Source organism: Nocardia sp. NPDC001965, assembly GCF_053594175.1.
The window spans coordinates 1-15,589 of sequence record NZ_JBSFDZ010000012.1; the positions used below are offsets into that span (position 1 = coordinate 1).

Consider the following 15,589-nt stretch of genomic DNA (forward strand, 5'->3'; position numbering starts at 1 on the left):
GGTCCTCGGTCAATTCATGCCTACGTGCCACCACGACCACACATCAAATCAAACCGGCACCTCAACCGCCCAGACTTTGAGGACACTCTCTAGGGAGCGCCGCACCCGGCCGGGCCTGAGCGCCGGCGGCAGCCGCCGCTGCCGAGAGGGATCGCTCGACCGTGGCCCGACCGGGCGACGGTCGAGACTCAGGCCGGCAGGCTGCCCGCGACCACGGGCCGCCCGGATTCGGCCGGATCGACCCGGACGGGCCCGACCCGGCCGCGCGCATCATCGCCGACCGCCCGGCACCCTCGAACCGCCCCGGCCCGCGGCACGCCGTGCCGTATCCCGTGACCGGCGTGTAGCCCGTAGGCGAAATCGCGAACGAATCGGATCAGACCCTGCATATCGACCTCCACTACACAGATCTGTAAAGTCCTGCTTCCCCTACGATAGGTACACAGGTCTGTGAACACAAGGAGTGGGATATGCCCGGCACAGCGCACAGCGCGGAAACGAAGCTGACACCGGCAGCTCGGCGCATCCTGGACACGGCGGCCGAACTCTTCTACGCCCGCGGTATCCATGCCGTCGGCGTCGACACCATCGCCGCCGAATCCGGTGTCACCAAGCGGACCCTCTACGACCGGTTCGGTTCCAAGGACGGCCTGCTCGTGACCTATCTCGAAGATCGCGATCGCCGCTGGCGAGCCCGCATCGACGCACACCTCGCCGAGCAGAGCGACCCTCTGCGCCGGTTGCTGACACCGTTCGACGTCCTCCCCGAATGGCTACCGGACAGCAGTAGGGGCTGCAGTTTCATCAACGCGTTCGCCGAACTGCCCGAACCGGATCACCCGGGCAGACAGGTGATCGTCGCCGAGAAGACATGGCTGCGCGACTACTTCCGCGACCACGCCGCCGCCGCGGGTGCGGCCACCCCGGACCTGCTCGCGGTACAGCTGCTGAGCCTGCACGAAGGCGCGATCATCAGCTATTCGATCACCGGCGACCACAGCGCACCGGCCGCGGTACGCGCGGCCGCGCAGCAGCTCGCCGAGCAGGCCACCGAGAAGTGACCCGTCGCTCGGCGAGCGAGCGGAACCACGATCAGCCGCGGATCCGGGCGAGCACCACCTCGACCGCGGAGTCGGCGGGAACGTCCTCGGTTTCCCCGGTGAACCGGTCGCGCAGTTCCACCTTGCCCTCGGCCCACCCCCGGCCGATGACCAGGACGTAGGGCATGCCCAGCAGCTCGGCGTCCTTGAACTTCACACCGGGCGAGGCGGTCCGGTCGTCGAAGAGAATGTCGAGACCCTGTGCGTTCAGCGCCGAGACCACTTCCTCGGCTCCGGCCCGGGCTGCCTCGTCCTTGTTGGCGATCACCACGTGCACGTCGTAGGGCGCGATCTCGGTGGGCCAGCGCAGGCCCTTGTCGTCGTGCTGCTGTTCGGCGACGACCGCCACCATGCGCGAGACGCCGATCCCGTAGGAGCCCATCACCAGCCGCACCGGTTTACCGTTCTCGCCGAGCACATCGACCTCGAAGGCATCGGTGTACTTGTAGCCGAGCTGGAAGATGTGGCCGATCTCGATACCGCGCGCCGAGACCAGCGGGCCGCGACCGTCGGGCGACATGTCCCCGTCGCGCACCTGCGCGGCCTCGATGGTGCCGTCCGGGGTGAAATCACGACCGGCCACCAGGCCGACGACATGTTTGCCGGTCTCGTCCGCGCCGGTGATCCACGAGGTTCCCGCGACCACACGGGGATCCACCAGGTAACGGACACCGTTGGCCTGCAACGCCTTCGGGCCGATATAGCCCTTCACCAGGAACGGGTTGGCGGCGAAATCGGTGTCTGCGAGCAACTCCACCTCGGCGGGCTCGACCGACGCACCGAGCCGTTTGTCGTCGACCTCACGATCGCCGGGAACACCGATACCGACGATCTCGGTCTTCCCGTCCGGGTGGCGCAGTTTCACCATGACGTTCTTCAAGGTGTCCGCCGCGGTGACCGGCCGGCCGTAACGCTCGGCGATCCCCGCGCCGTTCGCCCAGTCCACCAGGGTCGCGATGGTCGGAGTGTCCGGAGTGTCGTACACCTGCGCCGCGGGCTGCCCCTCGATCGGCAGCGGCTCCGGCGCCGCGGTGACCACGGCTTCCACATTGGCGGCGTAACCGGATTCCCGGCACACGACATAGGTGTCCTCGCCCACCGGGCTGTCGGCCAGGAACTCCTCGGAGGCACTGCCGCCCATGGCACCGGAGGTCGCGGCGACGATCACATACTTCACGCCCAGCCGGTCGAAGATGCGCTGGTAGGCCTCGCGGTGCGCGTTGTAGCTGGCCTTCAGACCGTCCTCGTCCAGGTCGAAGGAGTAGGAGTCCTTCATGATGAACTCGCGCCCGCGCAGGATGCCGGCCCGGGGCCGTTCCTCATCGCGGTACTTGGCCTGGATCTGGTACAGGGTGACCGGCAGGTCCTTGTAGGAGTTGTACTCACCCTTCACGGTGAGGGTGAACAATTCCTCGTGGGTGGGACCGAGCAGGTAATCGGCACCTTTGCGGTCCTGCAACCGGAACAGGGCGTCGCCGTACTCGGTCCAGCGGTTGGTGGCCTCGTAGGGTTCACGCGGCAACAGCGCGGGTAGCGAGATCTCCTGGGCGCCGATGGCGTTCATCTCCTCGCGCACCACCTCCTCCACCTTGTGCAGCACCCGCAGGCCCAGCGGCAGCCACGAGTACACACCAGGCGCGATGCGGCGCACATAGCCGGCGCGCACCAGCAGCTTGTGGCTGGGCACCTCGGCGTCGGCGGGATCGTCGCGCAACGTACGGAGGAACAGTCGGGAGAGGCGGGTGATCACGGTTGCCCAGCGTAGCCCCTGCGCGTTCGCCGGCCACACTCGATTACCGCTGGCGAGCGCACCCGTGAGCACGACCGCCCGGCCGCGGTCGCGGCACCCGGCATCCCCGCCACCGGGGCCGGCGGGCGCACCCGGCGACGACCGGTACCGTAACCGGTCGTGCTGGTGCTGCTCCCTCCTTCCGAAACGAAATCCGACGGTGGTTCCGGCGGCCCGCTGGATCTGTCCGCGCTGGCGTTCGGCTCGCTCACCGAGATCCGCGATCGGCTGGTCGGCGATCTGGTCGCCCTGGCCGGAGATCCGGCGGCGTCGCGCGCCGCACTCGGGCTCGGTAAGAACTCCGAAACCGAACTGGCCCGCAACGCCACGGTCCGCACCTCCCCGACCCGGCCCGCACTGGAGCGCTACACCGGAGTCCTCTACGACGCCCTCGGCGCCGGTTCGTTCACCAAAGCGCAGCGCGCCAAGGCTATGGCCCGGATCGCGGTGGGTTCGGCGCTGTTCGGCGCCGTCCGCGCCGGCGACCCCATCCCCGCCTACCGGCTGTCGGGCGGCTCGAAACTGCCCGGCCACCCGACCCTGGCCGCCGTCTGGCGCGACCGGCTGGGCCCCGCCCTGCGCGAAGCGGCCGGCGACGAACTGGTCGTGGACCTCCGTTCGGGCATCTACCAGCAACTGGGGCGCGTACCGGGGGCAGTCACCGCGACGGTGCTCACCGAAGCGCCCGACGGATCGCGCAGCGTTGTCAGCCACTTCAACAAACACCACAAAGGCCTGCTGGCTCGTGCCCTGGTACTCGGCCGCTCCGAACCCACCGATATCCGCGCTGTCGCCCGGGTCGCGAACCGGGCGGGTCTGCGCACAGAGATCGCCTCCGCTACCGAACTGGTCGTCCTCACCTGATCCGCGGCGGGCGGCTGCGGCGCACAGTGCGCCTGTCCGTAGGCTCGAGCCTTGTGCCGAACACGTCAGCCGATACCGACAACCTGTCCACCGGGGACTCCAACTACCTGGTCGGACTCGATCTGAACGGACGCCGGGTCGTCGTCGTCGGCGGCGGCAGCGTGGCACAACGGCGGCTGGGCCTGCTCGTCGCCGCCGGCGCCGCCGTCGAAGTGATCACCCGTGCGGCCACCCCCGCGGTGGAGGGTATGGCCACCGCCGGTCAGATCACCCTCACCCTGCGCGATTACAGCGACGGTGACCTCGACGGCGCCTGGTACGCCATCGCCTGCACCGACGAACCCGATACGAACGCCGCGGTCGTCGCGGCGGCGACCGAACGCCGCATCTTCTGCGTCCGCGCCGATCACGCGCAGTCCGGGACGGCGGTCACCCCGGCCACCGCCCGCTACGACGGGATGAGCCTGGGCGTACTCGCCGGCGGTCGGCACAAGCGGTCCGCCGCGGTGCGTACCGCGCTGCTCGAGGCATTGCAGTCCGGTGTGGTCACCGACGACGCGACACCCATGACGCCCGGTGTCGCGCTGGTCGGCGGGGGCCCGGGCGATCCGGATCTGATCACCGTGCGCGGCCGACGGCTGCTGGCCCGGGCCGATCTGGTGGTGGCCGACCGGCTCGCCCCACCGGAGCTCCTGGCCGAACTGGGACCCGATGTGGAAGTGGTGGACGCCGCCAAGATCCCCTACGGGCGCGCGATGGCGCAGGAGGCGATCAACGACGTTCTCGTCGCAGGCGCCCGGGCCGGCAAATTCGTGGTCCGGCTCAAGGGCGGCGACCCCTATGTGTTCGGTCGCGGCTACGAGGAACTCGAGGCCTGCGTGGACGCCGGTGTACCGGTGACGGTGGTCCCCGGGATCACCAGTCCGATCTCGGTTCCGGCCGCCGCCGGGATACCGGTCACCCACCGCGGGGTGACCCATGAATTCGTGGTGGTCAGCGGCCACATCCCGCCGGACCATCCGGATTCGCTGGTCGACTGGCCCGCGCTGGCCCGGCTACGCGGCACCCTGATCCTGATGATGGCTGTGGAACGGATCGAGCAATTCGCCGCGGTACTACGAGAAGGCGGCCGTCCCGCCGAAACCCCCGCGACCGTGATCCAGGAGGGGACCCTGCGTGGCCAGCGGGTACTGCGGGCGACCCTCGCCGATGTCGCCGAACGTGTGCGCGCCGAAGGTATCCGGCCGCCCGCGATCGTTGTGATCGGACCCACGGCAGGGTTCAGCGGCGAGGCGGTGACGGCCGGCGACCGTCGGTTACAGTGACCCACTGTGCTCGATAACCCCCCAGCTACCCAGTACCCGGTGACGAAACGGGCCTTCGGTCTCGCCATTCTCGTGCTGAGCGGGTTACAGCTGATGGTGGTGCTGGACGGCACCGTAGTGATCTTGGCCCTGCCGCGACTGCAGGAGGAGATGGGCCTGTCCAGCTCGGGCAGCGCCTGGACCATCACCGCCTACGGGCTGCCGTTCGCAGGTCTGATGCTGCTCGGCGGGCGGATCGGCGACTCGTTCGGGCGGCGACGCATGTTCGTTGTCGGGGTCGGTCTGTTCACACTGGCCTCGATGCTGTGCGGTCTGGCCCAGAGCGAACAGATGCTCGTCGCCGCACGTGCCTTCCAGGGCACCGGCGCCGCACTCGCCGCGCCCACCGCGTTCGCGTTGGTCGCCAGCACCTTCGCGCCCGGCAAGGTGCGCAACCAGGCCTTCGCGATCTTCGGATCGATGGTCGCGCTGGGCTCGGTCGGCGGGCTGGTGATCGGCGGAGCGCTCACCGAGGCCAGCTGGCGATGGATCTTCCTGATCAATGTGCCGATCGGCGCACTCATCGTGATCGGCGCGCTGCTCGCACTCCGCGATACTCACCATCACCGTCTCACACTGGATGTGCGCGGCGCCTTCCTCGGAACCCTGGCATGCGCCCTGATCGTCTGGGGCGCCACCGAAGGACCGGAACTCGGCTGGGGCGACCCGCTGGTCTACGGCACCCTGATCGCGGGCGCGGTGCTGCTGCCGGTTTTCGTCTTCGCGGAACGCCATGTGGACAACCCCCTGCTGCCGTGGACGCTGTTCGACAGCCGCGACCGCGTCTCCACCTTCGTGGTGATCCTGCTCGCCAGCGGCATATTGGGCGCCACCACCTATTTCGCGGGCCTGTTCGTTCAGAATGTGGTCGGCTACAGCCCACTGGTGGCCGGGGTCTCGTTCATTCCGTTCACCGTCGGCGTCGGCCTGGGCAGTGCGGTGGCCACCCGGCTGGCCCTGCACGTCGCTCCGCGCTGGCTGCTGTCCGGTGCCGCGGTGGTGCTCATGGCCGGTCTCGGCTACGGCTCCACCCTGGATGCCGATGTCGGCTACTGGAGCACTCTGCTGCCACTGTTCTCGGTGATCGGTTTCGGGATCGGGATCGCCATGGTGCTCATACCGCTGTGTGTGCTGGTCGGCGTACCGCCGGACGAGATCGGTCCGCTCTCGGCGATCGGCCAGATGTTCCTCAACCTCGGCACCCCCATCGCCATCGGCGTGCTCACTCCCCTCGCAGCGTCCCGGACGCTGTCCGAAGGCGGCACCATCAAGAAACCGGCCGAGATGACGGCCGCGGAGATCACCGCCCTCGGCGACGGTTACACGCTCGCGTTGCTGGTCGCGGCAGTCGGCGGACTGCTGGTGGGCATCATCGCGCTGACCCTGCGCTACACCGCGCAAGAAGTCGCCCGGGCCCAACACGCCCAGGACGAGGCACAGGCTGTGTGATCGGCCCCGCCTTCGGCGGGGCGGGCGGGGCCCTCGTGACCCCGGTTCTTCACTCCTACGCTCCTCCGCTTCGCTCCCCCGCTCCGTCGCTCCAGAACCGGGGCGGGCCCCGCCTTTATGGTGGGCTCCGCCTCCGGCGTCGTTGGCCGAGACCTTCATGGCCCTGAGTCTTCACTCCGGCGACCGGGCACTTCATACCCGGCGCTGTCGCTCGAGAACCGGGGCGGGCCCCGCCCTGGTGGTGGGCTCGGCCTCCGGCGTCGTTGGCCGAGACCTTCATGATCCTGAGTCTTCACTCCGGCGACCGGGCACTTCACACCCGGCACTGTCGCCCCAGAACCGGGGCAGGCCCCGCCCTTGCGGTGGGCTCCGGCGGCGCGGCGGGGCCCGGCGAGCCGCCGCCGAGGTGGAACATCGGGCGCGGCCAGGAGGGTTCGGTGCGGTCAGAGCCTGCCGGTGATCTTGGTCGGGGTGATCCGCACCGCCACCCGGGGGCCGTCGTCCACCGAAGCCGGATTGAACTCGGCGTAGCGCTTTCCGGTGTACTTGATCGACATCCGATCGCCGACGAGCATATCGGGGTCGGGGGTGAGGGTGGCGGTCCCGCGGATCTCGGCGTAGACGTACGGGTTGTCCGGCGGAATGATCAGCACCGAGATCCGTGGATCCCGGGCCAGGTTCTTACCCTGCACCCGGTCGGTGGTGGTGGAGTAGAGCAATTCGTCGCCGTCCCGGTCGATCCAGGTGACGGTCAGATGCGGGTGTCCGTCCCGGCCGATGGTGGCCACGGTGACGTACAGCTTGGCATCGTCGATGTACTGCTTGACGGTATCGGGCAACGAGATCACGCTCATGATCACGAGCAACCCACGCCCGCCGGTGTTCATTCCGGCTCAGCCCGGCGGACTCGCCTCCAATTGCGCCAGCAGCAGCGCCATCAGTCCCGTCTCCTGGGTCTGCGCGGTGATCATCTCCCGGGCCACCTGCTTGACCACTCCCTGGGTGAGCAGCGCGTCGGCGACGCGAGCCATGCCGATACCGCCCTCGTGGTGACGCTGCATGAGCCGCAGGAACAGGATCGCGGCATCGCGGCCACGCGCGGCCGACAGCGCGTCGAGTTCGGCCTGGGCGGCCATTCCCGGCATGGCGGCCGCATCCGGATCGTGCGCGGCGTGGTGGTCGTGGGTCTGTTCGGGCATCCAGCTCATCGGCGCGGAGCCGGTGACCGGCGCACCGGCCAGGCGTAACCAGCCCAGCAGGGTGCCGATCTCGGAGATCTGGGTGTCCTCGATCTGACCCGCCAGACCCCGTACCGCGGGGTCGGCGCCCGGATCGAGCCGCTGCACCATCACCAGCGCCTGAGCATGGTGGGCCGCCATATCCTGGATGAACCCGATCTCCGTGGCCGACAGGATCTCCGGCGGGCCCGGGTCGTCGACGAACAGCGGACGGATCGCCGCCCCCAGCACCAGCAGTAACCCGGCCGCCACGACGACGGCGACCGCGTTGCGCAGCCGGTTCACGACCGGTCTCCGGCCGCTCGATCCCGGTCGGTCGCCCCCGGACCGCCCGGATTCCTCCGGTTGCGCGTCACGCTCATCCTCGTCCTCCCGCAATCGTGCGGCCGTCACGAACCGCACATCACCCCGGTCATCGAAGGATTATGGTCGGCCCGGCGGATGGCGGGGCCGATACGCGAGGTTCTCGCAGGCCGAGGATCCGCCGAATCGGGCCCCGGCCGGACTGAAACACGTTACAGTTCCCGCACGCGGGCGGCCCGACGGCGTGTCACCGAGACGGTGGTGGGCCGGTCGCCGCGCCGAGGCCGGATGGCGTCAGGAGGACGATGATGCCCGACGATGTGAACCCCACCGAACATATGCAGCTCACCACCAGCGAACGCGATCTGGATTCGCTGGCCGGGCAGCTCGCCGAATGGCTGCGACAGCGGGTCGGGGCCGACGACCCCCCGGTGATCAGCAACCTGCAGCGCCCGCAGGCCGGTGGACTGTCCAGCGCCTCGGTGCTGTTCGACGCGCACTGGAAATCCGGCGGCGAAGCCGACGGGGGCGCTTTCGTCGCGCGAATGATCCCGGAGGAGGGCGCGTTCCCGGTCTTCGAGAAATACGATCTGGAACTGCAGTATCGGGTCATCGGCGAGGTCGCCGCCGCCACGGATGTCCCGGTGCCGCGCTTGCGCTGGCTGGAAACCGGCAGCGCGGCGTGCGGCGCCCCGTTCTTCGTGATGGACCGGATACAGGGGCGGATCCCCGGCGACAATCCGCCCTATGTGTTCGCCGGCTGGCTCTACGACGCGACGCCCGCCGAGCGCTCCGAACTCACCCGCAACACCCTCGAGATCCTCGCCCGCATCCACGCGTTACCCGATCCGGCACAACGGTTCCCGGAACTGGACGGGCCCGGTTCGGCGTTGCGCCGCCATATCGACGCCGATCGTGCCTGGTACAACTGGGCGCTGGCCGACGACGGTTACGAGATCCCGCTGATCGAGCGGGCTTTCGACTGGCTGGACCGCAATTTCCCGGACGATCCGGGGCCCGATGTGCTCAGCTGGGGCGATGCCCGGCCCGGCAACATCATCTACGACGGGTTCACCCCGATCGCGGTATTGGACTGGGAGATGGCCGCTCTGGGACCACGCGAACTCGATCTGGCGTGGATGATCTTCCTGCACCGCTTCTTCCAGGACATCGCCACCGGTTTCGATTTCCCCGGGCTCCCCGACTTCCTGCGGCGCGACGAGGTGGTGGCGCAGTACGAGAAGGTCAGCGGCCACACCGTCCGGGACCTGGACTTCTACCTCACCTATTCCGCGCTGCGGCACGCGATCGTCATGGCCCGCATCAAACGCCGGATGATCCATATGGGCGAGGACACCGCACCGGCGGAGCGCGACGACTACATCATGCATCGCGCCACCCTGGAAGCCATGCTCGACGGCACCTACGGATGGGACTGAGATGAGCGAAACCACCGCCCACACCCCGGCCACGGCTCCCGGCCCGCTGGACGAGTTCCCGATCCACCAGACGCCGCTACCCATCGCCCGGGCCGCGTCCAGTGACCGGAACTTCTACGACCGCAGCTACTTCAACGCGCACAACCGGGACGGCGCCCTCATGCTGGTCACCGGATTCGGGGTGTACCCGAACCTCGGGGTCGTCGACGGTTACGCGGCGGTGCGCCGGGGCGAGGAGATCACCTCGGTGCGGTTCTCCGACGCCCGCACCGACCGGAGCCTCGATATGGCGGTCGGCGGATACCGGATCGAGGTCGTCGAACCTCTGCACCGGGTCCGCGTGGTGTGCGAGCACGAGGACCTGGGCCTCGATATCACCTGGACCGGCGCTTTCCCGGCAATCCAGGAGCAGCCGCACGTCATGCTCGCCGGTAACCGCCCGACCTTGGACGCCTCCCGATTCGCCCAGGTCGGATCCTGGGCAGGCACGATAACGCTGCGCGGCGAGGACATCCCGGTGGATCCGGCGATCTGGACCGGTACCCGGGACCGGTCCTGGGGAATCCGTCCCGTCGGCGAAGCAGAACCCCCCGGGCGGGCCGCCACCGAGGGGTCGGGCGGGTTCTGGTGGCTGTACGTACCGCTGCGCTTCGACGATTTCGCGGTGGTGGTGATCATCCAGGAGAACCCGGACGGCTACCGCACCCTCAACGACGCCGTGCGGGTGTTCCCGGACGGTTCGGTCGAACAACTGGGCTGGCCGCGGATCACCATCGACTACCGGTCCGGGACTCGCCATCCCGAACGCGCGAGCCTGGAACTGGCCACTTCCGACGGTAAACCGCTGACCATCGATATCCGCACCGTCACCGGGATCCCGCTGCATATCGGTTGCGGTTACGGTGGCGACCCGGACTGGCAGCACGGACAGTGGAAGGGCCGGGACTGGTCGTGGGCCAACAGCTACGACCTGACCGATCCGGCGATCGCCGGGCGGATCCCCTGGGGTGTGACCGACCATATCGCGCACGCCCGCTGCGGAGATGCCGAGGGCTGGGGTCTTTTCGAGCACGCCAGCGTCGGACGGCACGACCCCACCGGATTCGCTGATCTGCTGTCGGTGGCACCGTAGCCGTCGAGTTCGACGACGACCGGCACTGCGTGGTCCACACCTGTGCCGGTGCCGTCGGCGGATCTTCTCCGGCGTCGGACGATCGGCGATGTGGAAGCGGGACTCGGCGGAATCGGACCGGTTGACGGTCGCGGTGTAGATGCACCGGCCGGCCCCGGGCCGAATGGGTGATCGGGTTGTTCACCCGCTCGACGGGTACCTCGTCGTCGGCCGTGCCCGCCTCCGCCCGGAAGCATCGGCTTCCAGAGTAAGTGGAATCAGGCCTGTCGCGGCGAATTCCGGTCGGGTCGCGCGGCGGTCGCAGCCACCACGACACCCTCGACAACCTGTCGCGGCACCAGCAACGGCCCGGTACCGGCCAGCAGCGCCGCGGCTTCGGCCACACCCGGAACGCCCAGTGCGGCGAGCACCCGATCCGACGGGTTCGGCACCGGTACCCGCGCCAGTCGCTCGGCGCAATAGCCGTGCAGCGGAACTCCCAGCACGGCGGCCGCCCCCAGGGGACCCGGTTCGCCGGCTCGGCGGTCCAGAGTCGCGAGGCAGGCTATCCGCTGTCCGGGAAGGATCTCCGCCAGCGCCGCGAGAACCCCTTCGACGGACAGACCCGGACGCAGCCCGAGCCCGACCGCGAGCGGCTGCGGCGACACCACCGGCGGTATGGGGACGGCACCGGATCGCCGGGCGCAACCCGTCACCGGGTTCTGCCCGGGCCCCGACGAGCATGGTGGTGTGATCGCATCACCGGGCGCGCGCGGCAGGCCGCGTGTGCTGATGGGCGCGTGCGGCAGTGACGAACCGGCGCAACGCGACCGGGTTCCCGGCCGGATGGGTATGCAGGTAGGACGCATGGACCCCGGATACGAGCGCACCCTCCCGCAGCTGTTCACCCGCGGTGCGCCATCCCCAGGCCGGCGGGGCTTCGCCGGATCCCACCAGCCGGGTCCGATGGAACTCGTGGCCGCGCACCCGCTCACCGGTCCGCCACAGGGCGGAATCGCCCAGCGCCACCGCTTCCCGGTAACCCAGGGTGAGGCGCGGTCCGAATTCGGCGACCGCGTCGATCACACCCGCCATCGGATGACCGTCCAGGGATCGGGTGAGGTACAGCAGCCCGGCGCATTCGGCGTGGATCGGCAACCCCGCCCGGGCTCGGGCCGCCACTGCGGCGCGCAGCTCGGTGTTGGCCGCCAGCGTGCCCGCGTGCTCCTCCGGGAATCCGCCCGGCAGTACCAGCCCGGCGGTATCGGCCGGCAGGGTGTCGTGCAGCGGATCGAATACCGCGACCTGCGCGCCCGCGGCGGTGAGCACTTCCCGGTGTTCGGCATAGCCGAACGTGAAGGCCGGTCCACCGGCCACCGCGATCACCGGATCCGGCCCCACGGGCGGAGGTGTGTCGCCCGCGATCTCGGCTGCCGCGTCCCAGCTGGGCCCGGCCTCCGGCGCGGCGGCCAGGGCGGCGACCGCGGCCAGGTCGATATGCCGGGCGGCCAGCTCGGTCATGGCGTCCACCGCGCGCATCGCGGCGACACCGTGTTCCACCGCTGGGATCAGGCCCAGGTGCCGGGACGGGACCTCCAGTTCGGGCAGCCGGGGCAGCGCGCCGAGCACCGGCAGGCCCACCCGGTCGCAGGCGGCACGTAACACCTGTTCGTGGCGCGCGCTACCGACCCGGTTCAGCACCACTCCGCCCAGCCGGACACCGGTGTCGAACGTGGCGAAACCGTGCAGCAGCGCGGCCAGGCTCTGGCTGTGGCCGCGCGCGTCCACGACCAGGACGACCGGTAGCCCCAGCAGGCTCGCGACCTGAGCGGTGGAGCCCTCCGCGACGGGGTCGACGGCCTGCTCGTCGATCCGTCCGTCGAACAGGCCCATCACCCCCTCCACCACCGCGATATCGCATTCGCGGGCACCGTGGCGGTAGAGCGGGGCGATCCGGTCGTGTCCGACCAGCACCGGGTCCAGATTGCGGCCGGGGCGGCCGGCGGCGAGGCCGTGGTAGCCGGGATCGATATAGTCGGGCCCGACCTTGAACGGGGCGACCCGTCGGCCCGTACGGCGCAGCGCGCCGATGAGCCCGGTCGCGACAGTGGTCTTCCCGCTACCGGACGCCGGCGCGGCGAGCACTACTCCCGGGGCGACGCTCATCGCACCGGATTCGCGGTCGGGCGACAGGCACCGCACCGGCTCCCGGTGGTCCCGCGGGCGAGGCCGGTCCACGTCACCATTCGATACCCCGCTGTCCCTTGCGCCCGGCATCCATGGGGTGGCGCACCTTGGTCATCTCGGTCACCAGATCGGCGGCTTCCACCAGCTCCGGCGGTGCGTCCCGCCCGGTGATCACGACATGCTGGTTCCCCGGACGCTCGCGCAACGTCTGTACGACCTCCGCCACATCGACCCATCCCCATTTCAGCGGGTAGGTGAATTCGTCGAGGACATAGAACCGGTGTTCCTCGGCCCGCAGCCGGCGCGCGATCTCCTGCCAGCCGGCCAGCGCGGCGGCCGCGTGATCGGTCTCGGTGCCCTGTTTACGCGTCCACGACCAGCCTTCGCCCATCTTGTGCCACTGCACCGGCCCGCCTGTACCGGTCTCGTCGTGCAGCCGCCCGAGTTCGCGGAAGGCCGCTTCCTCGCCGACCTTCCATTTGGCGCTTTTCACGAACTGGAAGACCGCCACATCGAAACCCTGGTTCCAGGCCCGCAGCGCCATCCCGAAGGCGGCGGTGGATTTACCCTTGCCCGGTCCGGTGTGCACGGCGAGCACCGGCTGATTACGACGCTGCCGGGTGGTCAGGCCGTCGTCGGGAACTTGCTCCGGCACCCCTTTGGGCATGCGATCTCCTCGATCCGATTCGGTTTCGTGCGCAACCGGTGATCCCGGTCCGGGTCAGGCCGCTCGCGCGCCACCGGCACCCGTGCGGACCACATCGGCCACCGCGGCGCCGGTCAGTTCGGTGAGCCGCACGACAGTGCCACCCAGGGCGGTCGCCAGATCCGCGGCCAGCCCCAGCCGGACCATTCCGCGTTCGCAGTCGACCACAACCGAGGTCACCCCGTCGCGGGCCAGCCGGCCGGCCGCCGCGCGGGCACGCGGCACCGGATCGCTTCCGCCGGTGGCCCGGCCGTCGGTGAGCAGGACCAGCATCGGCCGCCGGTGCGGATCGCGGACACGTTCCCGGTAGACCACCTCCCGGGCTTTCCGCAGCCCCGCGGCGATCGGAGTCTTCCCGCCGGTGCGCAGTCCGGTGAGGCGGCGGACGGCGATATCGATCGAAGAGGTCGGTGGCAACACCAGTTCGGCTTCGTCGCCGCGTACCGAGATCACCGCGACCTTGTCGCGCCGCTGGTAGGCGTCGCGCAGCAGGGTCACCACCGCGCCGGTCACTGCGGACAGACGATCGCGGGCGGCCATCGAACCGGAAGTGTCCACCACGAACAGCACCAGATTGCCCTCGCGGCCTTCGCGGTGGGCACCGCGCAGATCACCGGGCGCGAGCACCAGCGGACCGGTGCGCCGCCCCCGCGCCCGCTGCTGCGGCGCCGCGGCCCGCAGCGTGCCCAGCAGATGCAATCCGCCGACGGGTTCCGGCGTCGAATTCACCACCCGGCCCTGCCGGGTCTGCGCCCGAGACCGGCGTCCGGGCGCGCCTTCGCCGACACCCGGTACCTCCCAGCGGGGCGGCCGGACCGGCGTCGCCGCCGGTGCGCCGGTATGCCCGGTTCCGCCGGGCCCACCCCGCTCGCCGGAGTTCTCGTTTCCCGAGGTGTCGTCGCCGGGGGTGTCCGCGCCGCCGCCGGGACCGTCGGGATCGTCGTCGGGATCGCGCGGGCCGCCTTCGGGCGCCTCGTCGCGGTCGGCCGGATCCGGCCTGTCCTCAGCGTGCTCGGCCGCGTCGCGCATCGCGTCGTCGAGCTGTTCGGGGGTGATCCCGGGTTCGTCGAACGGATCCCGGCGCCGACGGTGCGGCAGCGCCAGCTCGGCCGCGATCCGTACGTCCTCGGCGGTGACGGCGCCGCGTCCGCACCAGGCGGCATGCGCGACGGCGGTACGGGCCACCACCAGATCCCCGCGCATACCGTCCACATCGAAGGAGGCGCACACCGCGGCGATCCGCCGCAATTCCACATCGTCGAGCACGACGTCCGGGAGCCGGTCGCGTGCGGTGAGGATACGATCGGCGACCTCGGTGTCGGCGCCCGCGTAGGCGGCCGCGAAACCTCCGGGGTCGGCCTCGTAGTCCAGCCGGCGCCGTACGACAGCCATCCGGACGTCCACATCCCGGGACGCTGTCACATCGACGGTCAGTCCGAATCGGTCGAGCAGCTGGGGCCGCAGCTCACCTTCCTCCGGGTTCATGGTGCCGACCAGTACGAAGCGGGCGGGATGCGAATGCGAGATCCCGTCCCGTTCGATATGCACCCGGCCCATGGCGGCCGCATCCAGCAGGACGTCCACCAGATGGTCGTGCAGCAGGTTCACCTCGTCCACGTACAGGACACCGTGGTGCGCGGCGGCCAGCAGCCCGGGCCGGAACGCCTGCTCGCCGTCGCGCAGGACGCGTTCCAGATCGAGTGAGCCGACGACCCGGTCCTCGGTGGCGCCGACCGGCAGTTCCACCAGGCGCGCCGGACGGGCGCCGGATTCGTCCACCACCGGCGGCAGCAGCCGCGCCAGCGCCCGGACCACCGTGGACTTGGCGGTCCCCTTCTCGCCGCGGACCAGTACACCACCGATCCCGGGGTGCACCGCGCACAGGATCAGCGCCAGCTGCAGTTGTTCCTGGCCGACCACCGCGGAGAACGGGAACCCGGCCTCACCACCGTCCGCGGCGGATGCGGTCGGGCGGGATGCGGGCCGGGCGGTTTCGGTGGAGGACACGGCCCCACTCTAAAACGTGCCCGCGGCCGGCC

General features: G+C 70.0%; 14 protein-coding genes. 6 read left to right on the plus strand and 8 right to left on the minus strand.

Annotated elements, in window-relative coordinates:
• Window positions 1–188: 188 nt before the first annotated feature.
• Window positions 189–389 (minus strand): hypothetical protein, encoded by a 201-nt coding sequence (locus ACWCPQ_RS18460; protein ID WP_449900262.1) that lies wholly within the window; start codon window positions 387–389, stop codon window positions 189–191.
• Between the two features lie 81 nt (window positions 390–470).
• Between ACWCPQ_RS18460 and ACWCPQ_RS18465 the strand changes: the two genes are divergently transcribed.
• Complete coding sequence (locus ACWCPQ_RS18465) at window positions 471–1,061, plus strand: TetR/AcrR family transcriptional regulator (protein ID WP_449900264.1); 591 nt, start codon at window positions 471–473, stop codon at window positions 1,059–1,061.
• A gap of 31 nt (window positions 1,062–1,092) precedes the next feature.
• Here the strand turns inward: ACWCPQ_RS18465 and ACWCPQ_RS18470 are convergent, their stop codons facing one another.
• On the minus strand, window positions 1,093–2,850 hold the full coding sequence (locus ACWCPQ_RS18470) for a proline--tRNA ligase (RefSeq protein WP_449900267.1): 1,758 nt from the start codon (window positions 2,848–2,850) through the stop codon (window positions 1,093–1,095).
• A 159-nt stretch (window positions 2,851–3,009) separates the two neighbouring features.
• On the opposite strand from ACWCPQ_RS18470, the gene yaaA reads away from it, so the two are divergent.
• The 3 genes from yaaA to ACWCPQ_RS18485 are packed head-to-tail and all read left to right on the plus strand — an operon-like array spanning window position 3,010 to window position 6,566.
• Complete coding sequence (yaaA, locus tag ACWCPQ_RS18475) at window positions 3,010–3,753, plus strand: peroxide stress protein YaaA (protein ID WP_449900270.1); 744 nt, start codon at window positions 3,010–3,012, stop codon at window positions 3,751–3,753.
• A gap of 53 nt (window positions 3,754–3,806) precedes the next feature.
• Window positions 3,807–5,078 carry a uroporphyrinogen-III C-methyltransferase gene (gene cobA / locus ACWCPQ_RS18480; RefSeq protein WP_449900272.1) on the plus strand — a complete coding sequence of 424 codons (1,272 nt, stop codon included), beginning with the start codon at window positions 3,807–3,809 and terminating at the stop codon, window positions 5,076–5,078.
• Between the two features lie 6 nt (window positions 5,079–5,084).
• The gene (locus ACWCPQ_RS18485) at window positions 5,085–6,566 is read left to right on the plus strand and encodes an MFS transporter (protein WP_449900275.1); all 1,482 of its coding nucleotides are present in this window, start codon (window positions 5,085–5,087) and stop codon (window positions 6,564–6,566) included.
• A gap of 443 nt (window positions 6,567–7,009) precedes the next feature.
• Here the strand turns inward: ACWCPQ_RS18485 and ACWCPQ_RS18490 are convergent, their stop codons facing one another.
• Together ACWCPQ_RS18490 and ACWCPQ_RS18495 are read right to left on the minus strand one after the other, a co-directional pair.
• The gene (locus ACWCPQ_RS18490) at window positions 7,010–7,453 is read right to left on the minus strand and encodes a PPOX class F420-dependent oxidoreductase (RefSeq protein WP_449900277.1); all 444 of its coding nucleotides are present in this window, start codon (window positions 7,451–7,453) and stop codon (window positions 7,010–7,012) included.
• A gap of 6 nt (window positions 7,454–7,459) precedes the next feature.
• On the minus strand, window positions 7,460–8,089 hold the full coding sequence (locus ACWCPQ_RS18495) for a DUF305 domain-containing protein (RefSeq protein WP_449900586.1): 630 nt from the start codon (window positions 8,087–8,089) through the stop codon (window positions 7,460–7,462).
• A gap of 323 nt (window positions 8,090–8,412) precedes the next feature.
• Here ACWCPQ_RS18495 and ACWCPQ_RS18500 point away from each other — a divergent pair, with 323 nt between their 5' ends.
• Complete coding sequence (locus ACWCPQ_RS18500) at window positions 8,413–9,546, plus strand: phosphotransferase family protein (RefSeq protein WP_449900278.1); 1,134 nt, start codon at window positions 8,413–8,415, stop codon at window positions 9,544–9,546.
• A 1-nt stretch (window position 9,547) separates the two neighbouring features.
• Window positions 9,548–10,678, plus strand: coding sequence for a hypothetical protein (locus tag ACWCPQ_RS18505; RefSeq protein WP_449900280.1), 1,131 nt, complete (start codon window positions 9,548–9,550; stop codon window positions 10,676–10,678).
• 257 nt (window positions 10,679–10,935) lie between these two features.
• Here the strand turns inward: ACWCPQ_RS18505 and ACWCPQ_RS18510 are convergent, their stop codons facing one another.
• From ACWCPQ_RS18510 to ACWCPQ_RS18525, 4 genes are all read right to left on the minus strand, one after another.
• A complete protein-coding gene (locus tag ACWCPQ_RS18510; protein WP_449900282.1) occupies window positions 10,936–11,328 on the minus strand; it encodes a cobalamin biosynthesis protein in 393 nt (130 codons plus the stop codon).
• A gap of 88 nt (window positions 11,329–11,416) precedes the next feature.
• Window positions 11,417–12,823: a cobyrinate a,c-diamide synthase gene (locus tag ACWCPQ_RS18515; RefSeq protein WP_449900283.1), complete on the minus strand. Its 1,407-nt coding sequence runs from the start codon at window positions 12,821–12,823 to the stop codon at window positions 11,417–11,419.
• A gap of 73 nt (window positions 12,824–12,896) precedes the next feature.
• The gene (gene cobO / locus ACWCPQ_RS18520) at window positions 12,897–13,511 is read right to left on the minus strand and encodes a cob(I)yrinic acid a,c-diamide adenosyltransferase (RefSeq protein WP_449900285.1); all 615 of its coding nucleotides are present in this window, start codon (window positions 13,509–13,511) and stop codon (window positions 12,897–12,899) included.
• Window positions 13,512–13,565: 54 nt separating this feature from the next.
• The gene (locus tag ACWCPQ_RS18525) at window positions 13,566–15,470 is read right to left on the minus strand and encodes a magnesium chelatase subunit D family protein (protein ID WP_449900589.1); all 1,905 of its coding nucleotides are present in this window, start codon (window positions 15,468–15,470) and stop codon (window positions 13,566–13,568) included.
• Between the last annotated feature and the right edge of the window lie 119 nt (window positions 15,471–15,589).

Coding starts and splice junctions, on each gene's coding strand:
- ACWCPQ_RS18460 (WP_449900262.1), bottom strand. CDS start 389: ATGCAGGGTCTGATCCGATTCGTTCGCGATTTCGCCTACGGGCTACAC.
- ACWCPQ_RS18465 (WP_449900264.1), top strand. CDS start 471: ATGCCCGGCACAGCGCACAGCGCGGAAACGAAGCTGACACCGGCAGCT.
- ACWCPQ_RS18490 (WP_449900277.1), bottom strand. CDS start 7,453: ATGAACACCGGCGGGCGTGGGTTGCTCGTGATCATGAGCGTGATCTCG.
- ACWCPQ_RS18500 (WP_449900278.1), top strand. CDS start 8,413: ATGATGCCCGACGATGTGAACCCCACCGAACATATGCAGCTCACCACC.
- ACWCPQ_RS18505 (WP_449900280.1), top strand. CDS start 9,548: ATGAGCGAAACCACCGCCCACACCCCGGCCACGGCTCCCGGCCCGCTG.
- ACWCPQ_RS18515 (WP_449900283.1), bottom strand. CDS start 12,823: ATGAGCGTCGCCCCGGGAGTAGTGCTCGCCGCGCCGGCGTCCGGTAGC.
- cobO (WP_449900285.1), bottom strand. CDS start 13,511: ATGCCCAAAGGGGTGCCGGAGCAAGTTCCCGACGACGGCCTGACCACC.